The organism is Shewanella sp. SM20 (assembly GCF_025654545.1).
Taxonomy (GTDB): Bacteria; Pseudomonadota; Gammaproteobacteria; order Enterobacterales; family Shewanellaceae; genus Shewanella; species Shewanella oncorhynchi.
Genome location: NZ_JAKKRK010000073.1, coordinates 1 through 17,506 on the forward strand (window position 1 = coordinate 1; position 17,506 = coordinate 17,506).

At 45.3% G+C, this 17,506-nt stretch carries 16 protein-coding genes and 4 pseudogenes; 11 read left to right on the top strand and 9 right to left on the bottom strand.

Annotated elements, in window-relative coordinates; genetic code table 11:
- The 5 genes and pseudogenes from L5M18_RS21110 to L5M18_RS21130 form a co-directional block, all read left to right on the top strand.
- Nucleotides 1-233, top strand: a pseudogene (locus L5M18_RS21110) (IS4 family transposase); the annotation flags it as partial.
- 257 nt (nt 234-490) lie between these two features.
- Nucleotides 491-742: a hypothetical protein gene (locus L5M18_RS21115; RefSeq protein WP_263198517.1), complete on the top strand. Its 252-nt coding sequence runs from the start codon at nt 491-493 to the stop codon at nt 740-742.
- 147 nt (nt 743-889) lie between these two features.
- Nucleotides 890-1,600, top strand: coding sequence for a YjbF family lipoprotein (locus L5M18_RS21120; protein ID WP_263198519.1), 711 nt, complete (start codon nt 890-892; stop codon nt 1,598-1,600).
- Between the two features lie 8 nt (nt 1,601-1,608).
- Complete coding sequence (locus tag L5M18_RS21125) at nt 1,609-2,394, top strand: capsule biosynthesis GfcC family protein (RefSeq protein ID WP_263198520.1); 786 nt, start codon at nt 1,609-1,611, stop codon at nt 2,392-2,394.
- Nucleotides 2,394-4,763: a YjbH domain-containing protein gene (locus L5M18_RS21130; RefSeq protein WP_263198521.1), complete on the top strand. Its 2,370-nt coding sequence runs from the start codon at nt 2,394-2,396 to the stop codon at nt 4,761-4,763. Before L5M18_RS21125 ends, L5M18_RS21130 begins: the two co-directional genes overlap by 1 nt.
- Before the next feature lie 108 nt (nt 4,764-4,871).
- On the opposite strand, the gene L5M18_RS21135 is transcribed toward L5M18_RS21130, so the two are convergent.
- From L5M18_RS21135 to L5M18_RS21150, 4 genes are all read right to left on the bottom strand, one after another.
- A complete protein-coding gene (locus L5M18_RS21135) occupies nt 4,872-5,966 on the bottom strand; it encodes an NADH:flavin oxidoreductase/NADH oxidase (RefSeq protein WP_115014269.1) in 1,095 nt (364 codons plus the stop codon).
- 33 nt (nt 5,967-5,999) lie between these two features.
- Nucleotides 6,000-6,539, bottom strand: a complete 540-nt coding sequence (rfbC, locus tag L5M18_RS21140) for a dTDP-4-dehydrorhamnose 3,5-epimerase (RefSeq protein WP_014610875.1) — start codon at nt 6,537-6,539, stop codon at nt 6,000-6,002.
- On the bottom strand, nt 6,526-7,416 hold the full coding sequence (gene rfbA / locus L5M18_RS21145) for a glucose-1-phosphate thymidylyltransferase RfbA (RefSeq protein WP_115014267.1): 891 nt from the start codon (nt 7,414-7,416) through the stop codon (nt 6,526-6,528). Before rfbA ends, rfbC begins: the two co-directional genes overlap by 14 nt.
- Nucleotides 7,417-7,739: 323 nt before the next feature.
- Complete coding sequence (locus L5M18_RS21150; protein ID WP_115014265.1) at nt 7,740-9,101, bottom strand: sensor histidine kinase; 1,362 nt, start codon at nt 9,099-9,101, stop codon at nt 7,740-7,742.
- A gap of 417 nt (nt 9,102-9,518) precedes the next feature.
- Between L5M18_RS21150 and L5M18_RS21155 the strand changes: the two genes are divergently transcribed.
- Both L5M18_RS21155 and L5M18_RS21160 read left to right on the top strand, forming a co-directional pair.
- Nucleotides 9,519-9,959: a copper resistance protein NlpE gene (locus tag L5M18_RS21155; RefSeq protein ID WP_263198524.1), complete on the top strand. Its 441-nt coding sequence runs from the start codon at nt 9,519-9,521 to the stop codon at nt 9,957-9,959.
- Between the two features lie 8 nt (nt 9,960-9,967).
- A complete protein-coding gene (locus tag L5M18_RS21160) occupies nt 9,968-10,600 on the top strand; it encodes a HutD family protein (RefSeq protein ID WP_232005158.1) in 633 nt (210 codons plus the stop codon).
- A 172-nt stretch (nt 10,601-10,772) separates the two neighbouring features.
- On the opposite strand, the gene L5M18_RS23440 is transcribed toward L5M18_RS21160, so the two are convergent.
- The gene (locus tag L5M18_RS23440) at nt 10,773-11,000 is read right to left on the bottom strand and encodes a GIY-YIG nuclease family protein (RefSeq protein ID WP_411028100.1); all 228 of its coding nucleotides are present in this window, start codon (nt 10,998-11,000) and stop codon (nt 10,773-10,775) included.
- 15 nt (nt 11,001-11,015) lie between these two features.
- A pseudogene (locus L5M18_RS23445) lies at nt 11,016-11,252 on the bottom strand (NAD-dependent epimerase/dehydratase family protein); the annotation flags it as partial.
- 63 nt (nt 11,253-11,315) lie between these two features.
- Here L5M18_RS23445 and L5M18_RS21170 point away from each other — a divergent pair.
- Nucleotides 11,316-11,759, top strand: a pseudogene (locus L5M18_RS21170) (transposase); the annotation flags it as partial.
- Nucleotides 11,760-11,830: 71 nt separating this feature from the next.
- On the opposite strand, the gene tnpA reads toward L5M18_RS21170, so the two are convergent.
- Nucleotides 11,831-12,247 (bottom strand): IS200/IS605 family transposase, encoded by a 417-nt coding sequence (gene tnpA, locus L5M18_RS21175; protein WP_037426855.1) that lies wholly within the window; start codon nt 12,245-12,247, stop codon nt 11,831-11,833.
- A gap of 45 nt (nt 12,248-12,292) precedes the next feature.
- Between tnpA and L5M18_RS21180 the strand changes: the two genes are divergently transcribed.
- Both L5M18_RS21180 and L5M18_RS21185 read left to right on the top strand, forming a co-directional pair.
- The gene (locus tag L5M18_RS21180) at nt 12,293-13,498 is read left to right on the top strand and encodes an RNA-guided endonuclease InsQ/TnpB family protein (RefSeq protein WP_086904945.1); all 1,206 of its coding nucleotides are present in this window, start codon (nt 12,293-12,295) and stop codon (nt 13,496-13,498) included.
- A gap of 87 nt (nt 13,499-13,585) precedes the next feature.
- Nucleotides 13,586-14,099: pseudogene (locus L5M18_RS21185) on the top strand (transposase); the annotation flags it as partial.
- A 159-nt stretch (nt 14,100-14,258) separates the two neighbouring features.
- Here L5M18_RS21185 and L5M18_RS21190 read toward each other — a convergent pair.
- Together L5M18_RS21190 and L5M18_RS21195 are read right to left on the bottom strand one after the other, a co-directional pair.
- On the bottom strand, nt 14,259-15,668 hold the full coding sequence (locus tag L5M18_RS21190) for an ammonia-forming cytochrome c nitrite reductase subunit c552 (protein ID WP_263198528.1): 1,410 nt from the start codon (nt 15,666-15,668) through the stop codon (nt 14,259-14,261).
- Nucleotides 15,652-16,863, bottom strand: coding sequence for an NnrS family protein (locus L5M18_RS21195; protein ID WP_263198526.1), 1,212 nt, complete (start codon nt 16,861-16,863; stop codon nt 15,652-15,654). The genes L5M18_RS21190 and L5M18_RS21195 overlap by 17 nt, the downstream gene beginning before the upstream one ends.
- A gap of 474 nt (nt 16,864-17,337) precedes the next feature.
- Between L5M18_RS21195 and L5M18_RS21200 the strand changes: the two genes are divergently transcribed.
- Nucleotides 17,338-17,506 (top strand): transposase (locus tag L5M18_RS21200; RefSeq protein ID WP_011711619.1); only part of this gene is annotated, 169 nt, incomplete at its 3' end.

Genomic DNA, 17,506 nt, shown 5'->3' on the forward strand with positions numbered 1-17,506 from the left:
TGATGGTTCAATGCCTGTTGTGGCTAGTTGGTTTACACGCACAGCAACAGGGCTGGGATAAGCATTTTCAGGCCAATACCATTGGGCATCGAACGGTACTCTCAACGATTCGCTTGGGATTGGAGGTACTCAGGCGGCCTGATTATCAAATCACGGAGAAAGAATTGCTGGCGGCCTGGGTATTATTCGCCAATCAGTTGCTCAAATATGGCTATGCTATGGCTGATTTATGAGGGGATCCTTCAGGACTTTGTATATGTACATTGAAAATGATATAAGGAAAAAGCATTCATTAGGCCTATCTTAATTCGTATCACAATCTCCAAAACACATTAAAAAATAAGGAGTATTTCTTAAGTGCAAGACTAAATATCAGTCAAAAGTTGGAATACTTAAATAAATTTAACATTGAATATTGCACTTGAATCGCCTATCATGCCGTACTAGATTAGCTAAAAATTAGGTTAATTTTTTCTAAAAGGGAATCACGATGAAAAAAACTTCATTAGCACTTGTTACTGCTTTAACTATGTTCGCTTCTGTATCTGTTAACGCTGCAGAAACTGAAGCAGGTACTGCAACTGGTGGCGCAACCACTGGTGGTGCTGTTGGTGGTCTTGCTGCGGGTGCAATCGCTGCGGGTGCAGTTGTTGCGGGTGTTGTTGTAGCCTCTAACGGCTCTGATGGTAACCCAATCACCAGCACTGGAACTACAACGACTTCAAATTCTGGTGCTAACTAATCCATCTTGGATAATTAAAAACAACCGCCTATCGGCGGTTGTTTTTTTTGTTCACCCAGAGAAGAGTAGAAATAATTCCATTTATTGAAATCACTCTCACATCTCTCTACATTTGATATTTATTACTATTGAGAATAAGCAACTCGGATGCGTATAAATAAAAATCTATTGCGACTACTAACCATTTCCACCGTATTGATGGGCATAACGGGTTGTAGTCAACGAATTAGCGCCCTCAACGATACCATCAAATTAGCATTTCTCGGTGAAGATGACGTTAAGCTCACGTCTGAACAAGTGAAATCGAATCCCTATGCCAGTATTTATGCCAAGATAGGCGACACCCCTCAGGCATTTGTGGTTTTAGCCTTTGCAGAACCTAAAATGACCCTTTCCCATGTTAGACCAGAGCCTGACACCACAGAGCTAAAATGGTTATCTGCAGATAATGGTATGTTAGTGACAGTCAATGGACGCTTAATTAAAACCCATAATCTGCTGGAGGGTAATTTAGCTGCAGTAGAAAGCCATGAGCCTGATCCTATTGTGCTAGGTTTGCATTTAGACAACACCCCCAAAACCTGGACTCGCACACTCGACTGGCAACCTGGGTACCACTATGGTTATAAAGTGACTTCTCAATTTAAATTGATTGCCGACGAAAACGTCCTGATCAACGATACCCCAACGCAGCTATTACACTATAGCGAAACGGTATCTGTTGAAGGTCTAAATATTCAATATCAAAATGATTTTTGGCTAAAGCCAGATAATGGGCATGTGGTAAAAAGTCGTCAGAAAATTGCGCCTAATCTGCCTTTTATCGACATTATCTTACTCAAGCCATTTGCGTCTTAGGAGACACGATGAAATCCTATTTAACACCTTTGGCGCTGCTAGTGAGTTCAGTATTCTCGACAGTGGCTTATGCCGAAACTCAGCTGTTTGTAACAACCTCCTCGACTCAAGATGCACCACTGCATATCGTTTATCCTACTGGCATTCGTATTGGGCAAACAGTGCAAGATGGATTACAACAACTGCCTCTCTATAATAAAACGAATAACAAAGAGGTTATGCCTATTTACTGGTTAGGCGCAGCCTTAGTGGATCTTGAAAATACCGCAGTATTAGAAACTAAACGCCAACAAGTACTCTCTCAGCTCGCGCAAATGGGAGAAGCTACGAATGATAGTCACTACATTACTAAGCTTGCCCAATTAGCGCAGTTTTTACGTGGCATTAAGCTGGGGCAGCGAGTCATGCAGCCCTTAGATATTGATGCGATTCGTATTACCGAGTCTTATAACGCCATTATCGAGGGTAAATATCAACTCGTTCTCCCCCCTCGTCCCAGCACGATTACACTTGTTGGCGCTGTCTCTCAAACAGGCAATATGCCATGGCAGAGCCAAGCGAGCAGTAAAGATTACCTAAAACAAGCAGGTTTACTCGAGAACGCAGAAACCAGCTTTGTTTGGATTATTCAACCCGATGGCAACGCAATTAGACAACCTATCGCCTATTGGAATCACCAAGCACAGGATATCGCCCCTGGTGCAACACTTTTTGTTGAGTTTTCAAGCCTATTTGATGGCTACGCCAATTTAAATGAAAACATCATTGAATTACTCAAGAATCGGACTCTGTAATGAAAAAGCCTAGCCATTCCATCCATACCTTAGGCCGTTTATCTGCGCTTTCGCTGGCACTCTTGCCACTGTTACATGCCTCCGCTGATGAATTTGCTTATCCAACGCTGCTACCTTCGCAATCTGATTTTGGTGGTGTGGGTCTAATGCAAATGCCCACGGGACGTATGGCTCCCGAGGGTGAATTTAATTTTGCAACTAGCTATAACGATGACTATCAGCACTTTAGCGCATCGGTACAGTTATTCCCTTGGTTTGAAACCACGGTACGATACACCCAAGTGCAAGATCTGTTATACAGCAGTGACCCTAGTTTTAGTGGTAACACTAAATACACAGATAAAGGTATCGACTTTAAAGTTCGTCTATTTGAAGAAACAAATTGGCTACCTGAAACCTCCATAGGTGTGCGCGACTTTGGTGGAACAGGGTTATTCGATGGCGAATTTATTGCTGCCACTAAAAGGGTCGGTCCATTAGATTTTACCTTAGGCATAGGTTGGGGCTATATAGGTAATAGCGGCAACCTCACCCAGGATAAAAAAGATCTCAACTACAATTGCGACAGGGACACCTCCTATGGTGGCAAAGGGGGGACTGTCGATTACCAGCGCTGGTTTAAAGGGTGCGCGGCACTCTTTGGTGGCGTTGAATACCAAACCCCCTGGGACCCCCTACGGTTAAAAGTGGAATACGACGGCAACGACTATCAATCCGACTTCCCCGTTGTACGTGGTGGTATCCCTATGCCACAGGACAGCAAGTTTAACTATGGCATGCTATACCGCTTTGGTGATTGGGGTGATTTGCACTTAAGCTATGAGCGCGGTAATACTTGGACCTTAGGCTTTAGTTTACAAACCAATTTTAATACCTTGTCGCAAATTAAACGCGACCCTGCGGCGGCTAAGTATCAACCCCTGCCTGCAGCGCCTTTAACACAAGTCTCAACCGAACCAGAGCCTATCAGCGCTACGCCTTCTTCGGCCAGTGTAGTGACGAGCACGAAAGTAGAATCAACGGCTGAAATTGCCACTGAAGTGACTACGGAAATTACCACTGCTGAGATCTCAATACAGCCTCAAATCGTCGCAAACACAGTCGATTGGACAAAAGTGGCGCAGCAACTGGGAGAGATTGCAGGTTACTACAATGCCAAAATTTACCTCGATACTGACAGTATTACCGTAATTGGTGAGCAGACGCGATTTAGGGATAGAAATGAAGCCCATCATAGGGCGGCGACAATCCTAGCAAACAATACCGATATCACTCGCATTAAAGAATATCGTTTAATCGAGACCCACTATAATCAGCCGATGACTGAAACACGCATCGATGCACAAAAATTTGCCAGCGTCGCAAGCTATGGTTATCTCAATGCCAAAATGACGGATGCGAGCGAAGTGAGTGTACCAAGCTTGCCGCAAGGGCAACTGGTGACCAGCACAGATAAAGATTGGTTAGATAACTTAGGTTTTGATGTTTCCCCAACTATGGTGCAATCCTTTGGCGGCTCCGAAGGCTTCTACATGTTTAATATTGGGGTGACAGGCACGGCAAGTTATCGATTTACCGATAACTTTGAGTTTGCAGGCTCAATTTATCTTAACCTCTATGATAACTACGATAAGTTTCTCTATGACGTACCACCCGACGGCACAGACTTAAAACGCGTCCGCACCTTGATCCGCCAATATGTTCATGACAATCCACTGCGGATCAATAACCTGCAAATGACTTGGATGGATAATCTTAGCGAAAATATCTCCTACCAGGCCTATGGTGGATATTTAGAAATGATGTTTGGCGGTGTGGGAACTGAGTTTATGTATCGCCCACTCAATAGCCAATGGGCCTTCGGACTGGATGTTAACTATGCTAAACAGCGTGATCCCGATAGTATGCTTGGCTTCTTCGAGGATGAGCATCAATTTGACCCACTCACAGGGCGAGCATATCGAGTGCAAACGGGTGTTGTTACAGGGCATGTAACGGCCTACTACCAACCAGAATGGTTCCCAAGTACCTTGCTAAGGGTGAGTGCGGGCCAATATCTCGCCGAAGATAAAGGTGTGACTGTCGATTTTTCTAAGCAGTTTGATAGCGGTGTGATTGTCGGCGCATTTGCGACTAAGACTGACCTGTCGGCGGAAGAATATGGTGAAGGCAGCTTTACTAAGGGCTTCTATATTTCGGTGCCATTCGATCTAATGACCATCAAGTCCACCCACAGCCGCGCCTTCCTATCATGGATGCCGCTGACCCGCGACGGTGGTCAAATGCTCGGCCGTAAGTACAACTTATTTGATGTCACTGACGCTCGTGCGCCCTGGTATACCAGACCGAGTGTTGAACCAGCAAAATAGTACCTAGCTAAAACGAAAAACGGGCAAGAACTATCTTGCCCGTTTTTTGCCCCTAACAGAAATTAAAAATCACAAACTCAATCCCATCCATGAATAGCAATAAGCGCTCTACTCTATTGGTGATTTAATCCCATGGGGCGATGAGCGTAAGTACTGTGGCGGCGCTTTGACCGTTGCACCTAATGTTGCCGCCGCATGCCAAGGCCAATGTGGGTCATAGAGCATAGTGCGAGCGAGCGCGATAGCATCGGCTTGCCCCTGTGCCAGAATCGTTTCCGCTTTATTGGCATCCGTGATTAATCCCACGGCAATCACAGGCATATTGACCTCAGCTTTAATGGCATCGGCAAAAGGCACTTGAAAGTGTTCTGCCACAGGGATTTGCTGCAGCGGACTTAACCCGCCGGTACTCACATGGATAAAATCACAGCCTCGGGCCTCTAATGCCTTTGCCAAGACTAGGCTTTGGGCTAAATCCCAACCTCCATCGACCCAATCGGTTGCCGAAATCCGCACACCGAGCACCATTTTAGGCGATATAACGGCCTTAATGGCATCAAACACGGCTAACAATAAGCGCAGACGGTTCTCTAAGCTACCACCATATTTATCAGTACGTTGGTTCGATAATGGTGATAAAAACTGATGCAGCAAATAACCATGGGCAGCATGAATTTCAATTCCATCGAGCCCTAATCGTTCGGCTCTTTGCGCAGAACTAACAAATGCCGCGATAAGCTCATCAATGCCATCGAACGTCATCGCCTGGGGTAATGCGGCGTCTTGATAAAATGCCTGCGCTGAAGGGGCTATCGTTTGCCAACCATTAAGTTCATCGGGGGCAATAGTGCCGCCACCTTCCCAAGGTTTTCGAGTTGATGCTTTACGTCCCGCATGGGCAAGTTGTATCGCCATCGGCATATTTGAATACTTGCGGATAGATTTGAGTGTTTTATCTAAGGCCGCTTCCGTTTTGTCATCCCACAGGCCTAAATCTGCATAGGAGATCCGGCCATTGGGCAAAACAGCAGTCGCCTCTAAAATGAGCATTCCCGCTCCCGATAACGCCATGCTGCCTAAGTGAATCGTATGCCAATCGGTTGCTTGACCGTTTTCCGCCGAATACTGGCACATAGGCGCAATAATAATCCGGTTTGCTAACTCGAGTTGACCTAAGGTCAAAGGCGAAAATAATAAGCTCATTGTCATTCCTTCTAATACAAAGCCTGATTGGTTTTATGATGCGGCGCTGGCGTCGCTATCCCGCGTCGATAAAATAGGTGCAGCTAGCAAGGGCCAATCGATGGCAAAGTCGGCATGGTCCCAAGCAAGCACATATTCATCCTGCGGCGCGTAATAATCGGTGCAACGGTAAATCACATCGGCATAATCACTCAGCACGTAAAAACCGTGGGCAAAACCAGGTGGGATCCACATCTGTAAATGATTATCGGCCGATAATATTCGACCGACCCATTTCCCATAGGTCGATGAATTTTCACGAATATCCACGGCAACATCGAAAATACTTCCCGCACACACTCGCACAAGTTTCCCTTGGGGTTGCAGCAATTGATAATGTAATCCCCGTAGAACATTTTGCTGTGATCGGCTGTGATTATCTTGAACAAAAACAGCGGCTGGGAGTCCTCGATTGGCAAGGCAATCGTCAAAATAAGATTGCCTAAACGTTTCCATAAAAAAGCCGCGTTCATCGCCAAATACCTGGGGCTCAAATACCAGCACCTCAGCTAGCTCAGTTTCAATACACTTCATTAAATACCTGTTTATTAAGCAGTCCTAACAAATACTCACCATAACCACTTTTCAATAAAGGGTGCGCCAAGGCTTGTAGCTGTACAGCATCAATCCAGCCTAGATAAAATGCTGTTTCTTCAGGGCAATTGATTTTGAGCCCTTGCCGTTTTTCAATCGCGGCAATAAATTGTGTTGCCTCAGCCATAGCGTCGGGTGTCCCAGTATCAAGCCAGGCGGTTCCTCGACCCATAATCTCTACTTGTAGTTCACCTAAACTCAAATATCGGCTGATCACATCGACAATTTCCAACTCTCCCCGCGCCGAAGGATGCACACTCTTAGCAAAATCACAGGCTCGACTATCAAAAAAATACAATCCGGGAATCGCGTAGGAAGACCGCGCCGCTAAGGGTTTCTCTTCAATTGAAATGGCCTTTCCTGAATCATCAAATTCAACCACGCCATAGGCATTAGGATTCGCCACATGATAGCCAAAGATAGTCGCACCCGATTGCATTTGTAATGCTTTTTGTAGGTTAGCGCTAAGATGCTGACCGTAAAATAAGTTATCACCTAAGATAAGCGCACATGCATCACCCGCTAAAAAAGACTCGGCAATGATTAATGCCTCAGCCAAACCCTTTGGTGACGACTGCTCGGCATACTCGAGCCGAATCCCCCAACGGGTACCATCCCCTAACAGGGCACGAAAAAGCGGCAAATCATGGGGAGTGCAAATGATCAATATCTCCCGAATGTCAGCCTGCATTAGGGTGACAAGGGGATAATAAATCATAGGTTTATCATAGATTGGCAGCAGTTGCTTACACACAACCTGCGTCATAGGATAGAGCCGAGAGCCAGTGCCCCCCGCCAGTAAAATGCCTTTTCTCATTGATATATCTAGGATTAGTGAATCAACTAAAGTGCAAAGAGTGTAGCATACAAACGCAGGGAAAAGCAGACCGGCCAAAGGCTTGCTAGGTGCTAGAAATTGCGAAGCAGTGTCCTGGATTACAGAACACTTCGTTTACGATTGACGGATTACCGAACGCTCGCAAGCTCACTCTCCGTCAGGGCGAAGCCCGTTCTGTAAACAGTCAGTCACGCAGTGACATTCCGTAGCCGCACAGCAGCGTTCGTAGAAACTAGAGCGCTTCGCTGCTAGAGTCTATAGCCACACAGGGGGGTTCTAGAGCGAGCCAGCGAGTGTCCTCTTTACCGCTCGGGGATCTGAATTTCGACTTTTATGCCTTGATTGGGAGAGGAAGTCAGCAAAATACTGCCATTTAATTTCTGCGTCACCAGATTATAAATAATGGACATACCCAGCCCAGTGCCGCCTTCCTTACGCGCGGTAGTGAAAAAGGGCTCAAACGCCTTCGCCTTAACCTCATCGGACATACCCACACCGTTATCCTGATACATCATTCGAATTTGTTCATTGAGCTTGTCAACCCGAATAGTGATTGCTTTATCTCCAGTAAAATCATCAGGAAAACCATGGCGAAAACTATTAGCCACTAAGTTAGTAAATATTTGCGCAATTGCACCGGGATAAGAGTCGATAAAAATATTATCATCTAACTCAACGGTTAAGGTAATGTTTTTCTTACGCATTAAAGGTCTTAACGAGCTAAAAATTTGGAATATATAGGTCTTTAGATTAAAGCGTTCACGCTCCAGAACGGACTGATCGGCCGCCGTACGTTTAAAGTTATGCACTAACTCAGCCGCCCGTGAAAGATTGCGTTCAATTAACCCTAATCCATCTTGCATAGTATTAATAAAACTTAAAAACTTATCTTCATCCAGTTCATTACGCTCAAAAAATCCCTTCAATAACGCCAGTTCATCTAAACAATGGGTTACCGACGTCACCGCTATCCCCAATGGTGTATTGACCTCATGGGCGACCCCAGCGACTAAGCTTCCCAGTGCCGCCATTTTTTCATTCTCGACGAGGTGGTTTTGGGTCGCACTCAGGTTAGCTAATGCCGCCTCTAATTCTTTTGTTCTATGTTCAACTTGGCTTTCAAGATCCGCATTGATGGCCTTTAGTTGTTGTTGATAATCAAAAATTTCCTTCGCACTCATTGCACGTGCAAACAAATCGGCTAGCGCGGAAGCAAATGCTTTTTCATCCCGAGTCCATTCACGGGGTGTGCCTTGATGTTCAGAGCAAATAATCCCAACCATCTTGCCACTGCGTCGTATTGGGCTATCGAGCATTGAGGTGATGTGATTTGGCTGCAAATACCCAGCCAAAAACTCATGGGTAGCAAGATCCGTTTGCGCGTGATTAGCAACGATAGTGCGTTCGTTATCTAGCAAGCTGAAATAATGAGGATATTGGCTGCGGGTTATGACTAATGGCTCCTGCACGCGCGCATTATCGAGCAGGAAAAAACACTGAATACTTTGGTGATCTTCACTCCACAGCCAGATCCCGGCGCGGGAAATATTAAGTCCCTTGCAGACGGATGACACAATCAACTGCGATGCCTGTGTTAAATCCCCCTGATCGATCACCTGGGACTTACTCACATCGAATAGAATTCTGTCTAACATGCGCGTCATAATGATATTGATCCACCTAAAGATTCTGTATTGTTTTTGGATAACGCCACAAGCCCACCTCCCAAGCGCTAAGAGATAGATTTTAGTATAGATTCAATCTAGGAAGTGACGAGGCCATGTTGACATTTCGAGATTAAATTTTGTTCTCTATTGCCAATTCATAAACACGAAACGAGGAGTGAAGTGCCATTATTCAACTCAAATGATGAGTCGTTAGAGTGAAAAATCAGAGCGAGAGCATGCAATCACTCCAACAATTTATCTTCACCAAGGGCAAGTTCCATCAGCTAAATAAACAATCGAGGTGCAAATAACACATTGTTATAACATGATAATAAGAGAAATTTTGCTCAATACACCTTGCCGAGTATGATAACAACTGACATGCTAAATTTTACTCAACAAATGGGATCGAGTATGAACAAATCACTCTTAACAATCACCTTTTTAGCCCTGTTCACCACCGCCTGCTCAGAGCCCGCACAACCAAGTGCAAATACGGCGGCACAAACCGAGGCAACGGCCAGCATTTCCCTTGGCGATACCAGCAAAAATGCACTCGACTGGCCCGGTGAATATGAAGGCGTCGTTCCCTGTGCAAGCTGTGAGGGGATCCAAACCCATATCAGCCTGCGGGCAGATAACAGCTTCGAGCTAAAGACTGTTTATTTAGGCAAAGATGAGCGGATTTTCAAAGTAACAGGCACCGCAGTTTGGGATGAACAAGGGCGCAACATCACCCTAGCGGATGGTAGTCAATATTTGGTCGGTGAAAACCAACTCATCATGCTAGACACTGAGGGCAAACGCATTACCGGTGAACTTGCCGAGCATTATGTATTGAAGAAGAAAGGTTGATAAAAAATATGCAACTTATCCGTTATCGGGAATGCCCATCAACAACATGGAAAAATGGCGGAGGCAGTACCAAACAGTTACTGATTTCCCCAAGCCATGCGGATTTATCTGATTTTGATTATCGGATAAGCATAGCCAGCGTTTCGAGCAGCGGCCCTTTCTCACTATTTATCGGCATAGATAGGCAACTATGCTTACTCGAAGGTGAAGGACTCAAACTGCACATTCAAGGAGATAGCCTCAATAGCAGCACCCTATTAACCCCCAATAATGCCCCGTTTAATTTTAAGGGTGAAACTCAAATTGAGAGCCAATTACTGGATGACCCAGTTCTCGATTTCAATGTTATGACCAAACGGGACAAATATAGCTCCAATATCGAAAAAATCTGCATTAACGACACTTTTATCTCTGATTCAAGCGAAAACACACTCGACACAACACAGGAGCAAAACGTTTGCATGCCACTGCAATTACTCTTGTGTTTAGAACCCGTTATATGGGACCAGAATGGCCATTTAACTGAGCTTGAACGCTACGATTTATTGCTCTGCCCCCCTGGTGAACCGCTCAATTTCAAAAGTGATAATCCAACCAAATGGCTCTGCATTAGCCTTAGTAGGAACAAAGGGACGTCCTAAAAATTGCAAAGTAACCTTCCTAGATAACAGAACGCTTAGTTCACAATTGACGGAACGCTGCGCTGACGGAGGACGGATTACGGAAAAAGCCGATTTCTGTTACGTTGTCATCCTAGCCACTCTTAGGCGGCCATCCTCGCTTTCACACCGTCATCCTCCCCCCTTTACACTTTCATCCTCGCGGACGCGGGGATCCAGATATTACCGTGTACCATAAATCTTGCCACGTTGGATTTTGTGAATTAATCAGCTCAATGTTCCATTCACGACGCCATTTTTTCAGCTGTTTTTCTCTAGTGATAGCCTCATACATAGATTGATGAGACTCAAAGTACACTAACTGATCAACTTTATATTTATGGGTAAATCCATCAATAATAGCGTTTTTATGCTGCCATATCCGCTGCTCTAGATGACTCGTTACTGCATAGACTGAACTAGAATATGCATAAACTAAATGTTTGACTTTGGTTTGATGACATCCCACAAGAATATTTAGGTGACCAACAAGGTTTGCATCCGCATAAACGTGAGGGTTTTCTATCGAATAACGCACACTTGCCTGTGCAGTAAGATGGATCACACGATCGAATTACTCAGTTTCAAATAACTGAGCCATAGCCCCACGATTAGCTATATAAGCATTAATAAAAGTGAGAGTATAAAAAGATCTGTGTAAGTGGCATTCTATCCATGTATTTGAAAGGAAAAAAGAATGCCAGTATCAGACCAGCTTATCGATTAGTTATTAGCTGATTACAAATCCCCTCAAGACCTGCTTGGTGAGCAAGGTATCCTTAAGCAGTTGACTAAAAAGCTTGCTGAGCGTGCTCTTGAAGCCGAGATGGAGCAGCATCTTGGTTATGCCAAACATGATGCGGCCGGTAAAAATACTGGCAACTCCCTTAACGGTAAAAGCCGTAAATCAGTACGCACTATTCACGGCGACATTGAGCTTGACCCACTGCGAGACCGAAATGGCAGCTTTGAGCCTAAGCTCATCAAGAAAGGCGAGAAACAGCTCGGCGGCTTTGATTAGCACATCGTCTCGCTTTACGCCAGAGGCATGTCTACCCGTGATATCCAAGCCCACTTTGAAGAAACCTATGGTGTTGAAGTCTCGCCGACCTTTATCTCACAAGTAACTAATGCAGTACTTATCGGATAGCGCGGAAAACCTCGCCGTTCAGGGCGAGGATGAATAGCGCAACGGCGAAGCCGTTCTGAGGGCTACGCCGGAGTTTGTTGCTGCTCAATATACTGCCGGATGATCTCAATTGGCGCACCACCACAGCTCCCCGCAAAATAACTGGGCGACCAGAGCGCACCTCCCCAGAGTTTCTTTTTGATCGAAGGGTAATTCTTTTTTCGGATCATCCGGCTGGATACACCTTTGAGACTGTTAACCAGATTCGACACGGCCACCTTCGGCGGGTAATTCACCAACAAATGCACATGGTCGTCTTCACCGTCGAACTCAACCAGCTCTGATTCAAAATCAAGACAGACCTTTTCAAAAAAGATTTTTAGATCATCCAGCACTTCTTTGGTAAAGACATTTCGTCGGTATTTTGTTACAAAGACCAAATGAACGTGCATTTTAAAAACACAATGCCTGCCATGCCTTAAATCGCTTTCAATTTCCATAGACCAATCTATAATTGAGTTGTATTGACACAGTATGAGCAAGCCATGCAACGACTGCAAGCCTACAAATTCGAACTGATTGTCACTGGAGAGCAGCAGCGCCAGATGCGCCGCTTCTCCGGTGCTTGTCGGTTTGTCTATAACAAGGCGCTGGCGTTGCAAAAAGAACGACATGAGCAGGGTGAAAAGAAACTATCGGCCTTTGAACTGAATAATCTGTTACCACAATGGAAAGCAGAGCCAGAAACAAAATGGCTGTCTGATTCACCTTCTCAAACGCTGCAACAGTCGCTGAAAGATTTAGATCGGGCGTACAAAAATTTCTTTGCCAAACGAGCAGACTTCCCGCGCTTCAAAAAGAAGGGTCAGTCAGATAGCTTTCGCTATCCACAAGGGGTGAAACTGGAGCAAGGCAATAATCGACTCTTCCTGCCCAAGCTCGGCTGGCTGCGTTACCGCAACAGTCGGACGGTGGAAGGTGAGATTAAAAACGTCACGGTCAGTCAGGTTTGTGGTAAGTGGTATGTATCGATCCAGACCGAGCGGGAAGTTGAAATTGCCGTGCATCAGGGCGATGCCATCGGCATTGACATGGGCATTGCCCGCTTTGCCACCCTGTCCGATGGCCGTTTCTACGCCCCGCTCAACAGTTTCAAACGGCACGAAACCGCTTTGCGCAAGGCGCAGCAGGCCATGAGCCGCAAGGTAAAATTCAGCAATAACTGGAAAAAGGCCAAAGCCAAAGTTCAGCGCATTCATTCCAATATCGGCAACAGCCGCCGTGACTACCTGCATAAAATATCAAACGACATTAGCAAAAACCACGCGATAGTCTGTATTGAAGATTTGCAGGTCAAAAACATGTCAAAATCAGCGGCAGGAACCGCCGAGCAACAGGGTAGGAATGTTAGGGCGAAGTCAGGCCTGAATAAAGCCATTCTTGATCAAGGCTGGTTTGAGTTCCGTCGCCAGCTCGATTACAAGCTGGCATGGAATGGCGGCCACCTGATCGCCGTTCCACCGAAAAACACCAGCCGGACGTGTCCGTGCTGTGGTCACATATCGAAGGATAACCGCGCCACGCAAGCTCGGTTTGCCTGTGTGGAATGTGGCTTTGAAGAAAACGCCGATGTCGTCGGCGCGATCAATGTATTAAGGGCGGGACACGCCCGATTAGCCTGTGAAGTGAGTGGTGCAACAATGCCGCCAGCAGCAGGAACCCACCGAAGCGAGTCCGGCGTTCGCGCCTAACCGCAGTAGGAATCCTCGTCGTTTACGGCGAGGAGGATGTCAATAGCTTTGGCTCATAAGCTATGGTCGGAGAATTTCGCGCTGTTCGTTAAAAACCGCGGTGTAGAAGATATCTTGATCGCCTGCGTTGATGGCCTTGAGGGCTTACCGGATGCGATATAAGCGGTTTACCCTAAAACGCAGGTACAGCTGTGCATCGTGCATCAAATCCGCAACAGCCTGCACTTTGTCAGTTGGAAAGAGCGTAAAGCCGTTGCAGCAAATCGAACTAGCCCTGAAGCAATTTGCCGAGACGTAGGATAAGCAGCAACCAAGTATCAGCAAATCTTGGCGCGAAAACTGGACAAGGCTTAGCGTTTTCTTCGACTGTCCCCCGGAAATCCGCAAGGTGATTTACACCACCAACGCCATCGAATCACTCAATGCCAGCCTACGTCAGGTGACCAAGACCAGGCGGTCGTTTCCGAGTGATGACGCGGTGCTGAAGTTGCTGTATCTGGCTTTACACCAGATTGCTAAAAAGTGGACAATGCCACTACGAGATTGGAAGCCTGCCATGAGGCAGTTTATGCTCATGTACAGCAACCGTGTGTCGTTATAATAAATAGCCTTTTATAGTCTCTAACTCTCATATTTTGAAGACGATGTGTCAGATCTAGTCTGAACTAATACATTAAAGGGCGTTTAGACAGCATGCTTAGACATTTAATTTTAGCCTGATGCTGAATTCCGAACGCCCTACTAGCAATACTAAATCTCACTAATAACCATATTGACTAACTGGTTGCCAGTGTTTCTTAACATCATTCTGAATAAACTTTTGTTTTTCTTTAATTAAATCAGTCTCTACTAACCCTATTGCTTGATGGGCCTTTTCCTTAGTACTGATATCTGGATAGCTAACTTGAGTAACGTTAAGTTGCTTCAATATTCCAGCGAGCAGATGACGTGCTTCGTTCGCTTGTTCAATGGCTTTATCTAAAAGCTGCTTACCTTCTTGTGGATTATGTGCATACAAACCATGTGAAGACATGGCAAAGTCCCAGCGCCACTGACTGTGTCGTATCGCCATAATGGGCTCATTCATATTCTCCCATTTAGCACCGGCATCCCATGCTGCTTTGGCTTCGTAATGAGCCTTGACGAGTAAAGCTTCCACTTCGCGGGCTTTTGTTTCAATAGTTAACTTATTCGCCGCGAGTTTAGTTTCGATTTTGGTTTTGCTGCTATGGCAGCCGCTGCAGCTACTATCAAAGTGCGGTAAGGCCTTATCAACTTTATGGCTCGTAAATTCAACACCTTTTGCATCCTGCTGGGTAGGCATATGGCAGGTAATGCAAGTGACACCGACTTCGGCATGTTTACTGCGACTCCAGTGTTCAAACTCAGGATGACGTGCTTTGAGTATGGGCGTTTTCGAAAGAGGATGGATCCATTCGAAGAAGCGGCGAGTGTCATAGTATTTTTCAATATCATCAGCGGTATTGCCAAATATCCAGGGAATGTTGACAACATTACTTTTTTCCGGACGGAAATAGTAAGTGACATGACATTGACCACAAACCTGCGCACCTTGCATATTAATATCTTGTTTATCGAATGGCAGATGAATTTTAGCCATCGCATCTTGCGCATGAGGGCGAGGTAAGGCTAATTTATGAGTGCCAGATTCATGGCAGTCACTGCAATACACTACGCTTTGGATCTCTTTGCCCAGATCGGTAAAGTTTTTAGCGGAGTATCCTTCAAATCCCAGTTGTTCAATCAATCTAGAGGCATCCGGTGTCTTGCAGGTCCAACAACTGGCGGATAACCCATTCTCTCCTGCTTTAGGTGGCGTACCCGTACGTAAAGTATGCGTCACATCGGCAACGGCAAAATGGTGTCCACGTGGGCTATGGTACTCTTTGGCATAGGAAGATCCTGCCCAGAGTATGATGCTGGCGGGATAATTGGCGAGCATATCCTCGCGTTCAACTTGTTCAGAGGTGGCTTGCCAAGATTGATATTGGTTAGGATATTTTTGTTTATTGCTAGTATCGGAAGCCGCTACAGATGTACATGTAGTGATGACGAACAAGCAAATCAATTTTAGCAATGTAACTGTTTTAAAATAAGTTTTCACTTTGTAACCTTTTGTCCTAACATCAATATTAACCTGGGCGCCCATCAATACGAGGGCGAGAGAGTATTGGCAAATAGTGCCATACAAACAGTGCAAATGCGATAAACCAGCAAGTGCCAGCCAACCATAACCATACTTGGGAGTGGGCCGGAAACCAGATGGGCATCAATGCCCTGAGCAGTGCCGCTAATGGTAGGCAGATAAATGCTAAGATCATTTTCGGGCCTTCATAAATATTTCGGCTCGTGTGTCCGAGTGACACTCTAGAAATCATTGAAAGACACAAGGTCGCCATACAACCAATGGCAAATAGATGAAGCAAACTGCGATAGGCATATTCATTATCAAGATACCAACTCATGGCCAACAGGCTGATTGGTAGCATGAGGTAAGCAATATGTAAGGACCACAGCATGGGTTCTTTCAGTGTTTTATGGGGCAGCCAGCGTGCAAATCGGACTAGATGCAAGAGCCCTGTAATGAGTAGTAAGCCTCGCTCGACTTCCTGAGGTATAAGGTGGATGAGTGATTGAATGACGAGCAAGATCATCGTCAGGATCAGCGGGTATTCAACCCAAGTTAAGGGATCTGCTTTAGTGGCCTTAATGCGCATCGCGGTAAAGAATGGAATGACACGCCCACCAACTATGGTGATAAGTAAGGCTAACCACCATAACATGGCCTGCCAAATTTGATTGGCAAGGATGAAGTCGCGTTCAAATAAAGCGTAATAGCTGACATTGTTAATCACGAGTGCTGCAAACAACATAATCGGAAAACCAATATTGCGCCATTGCTTCACCTTATAAATGCAGCGCCATAGGGTAAGGCTTGCCATACCAAGGAACAATGAATCAAATAATGCCGGCAAAATTAGTGGAACTTGAATAGGGAGTAACAGTAATAATCGTGCCAGCAACCAGCAACTAAAGGTCAACGCAAGTGGCCATCCCTTTAATGTGGGTTGATTTGTCCAATTTTGAACCGCAGTAAGTAAAAAACCACAGACAATTGCGATTGCAAAACCGAACAACATTTCATGTGGATGCCACCATAGGGGCAATACTTTACTCCAAAAAGATGAAGGAAAAAAACTATATTGAGGAGTAAACCATGTTAGTAACCACAAAGGGATATATAACGCAGCTAATATTGCTCCCCCAAGAAAAAAAGGTCTAAAGCCTAGTCGCCATAACGCATGAGTTCGTTCGGTTTGTGTAGGATCATCAATATTTAGCATAGTTTTCACCCTAGTTGCAGACGACAGATAAGACGCATTGGGAAGTTCTGGAGATATTGAACTAATGCCATGTGGCCAAGCATCATTGTTCGTGTGTTTCTCTCTAAATTTAGAGGAACACACGCCCTTGAGGGAGTGTCCCTCAAGGGTAAGTTGTTTATAACTGTGTTATTTATTAGGTTGTTTGTTTTTATCTTGCCTGATGGCGAAACAACCTACTGCTACGAGCATTAAAGTCGCAACAGAAAAACCAGCTAATGAATACAAAATAAACGTTTCAGGTGACACTATGTAGTTACTCATAAGGATGTCCTTACCTTAGATTTTAGCATTTGATTCAATTTCGAGCAATTAACAGTGTTCAAGGCGACCCACCGTTATACTTATTCAGTAAGGCGTTGTTGCCTAAATGAATGAACCTTCCGTCTCAGATGCGATCAGATCCTGTGAATACCACGCAGGAACCGCTATCAGATGGGCAAATCTAAATCTCGCATTACCAATTGGCCGGAATATAACAAGGCGTTGACCAACCGAGGCTCACTGACTTTTTGGATAGACGAGCAGGCGCTCAACCTCTGGTGTCACACTGAACACCATGGTGGTCGAGGTCGGGGATTTCAATACAGTGACACGGCGATAG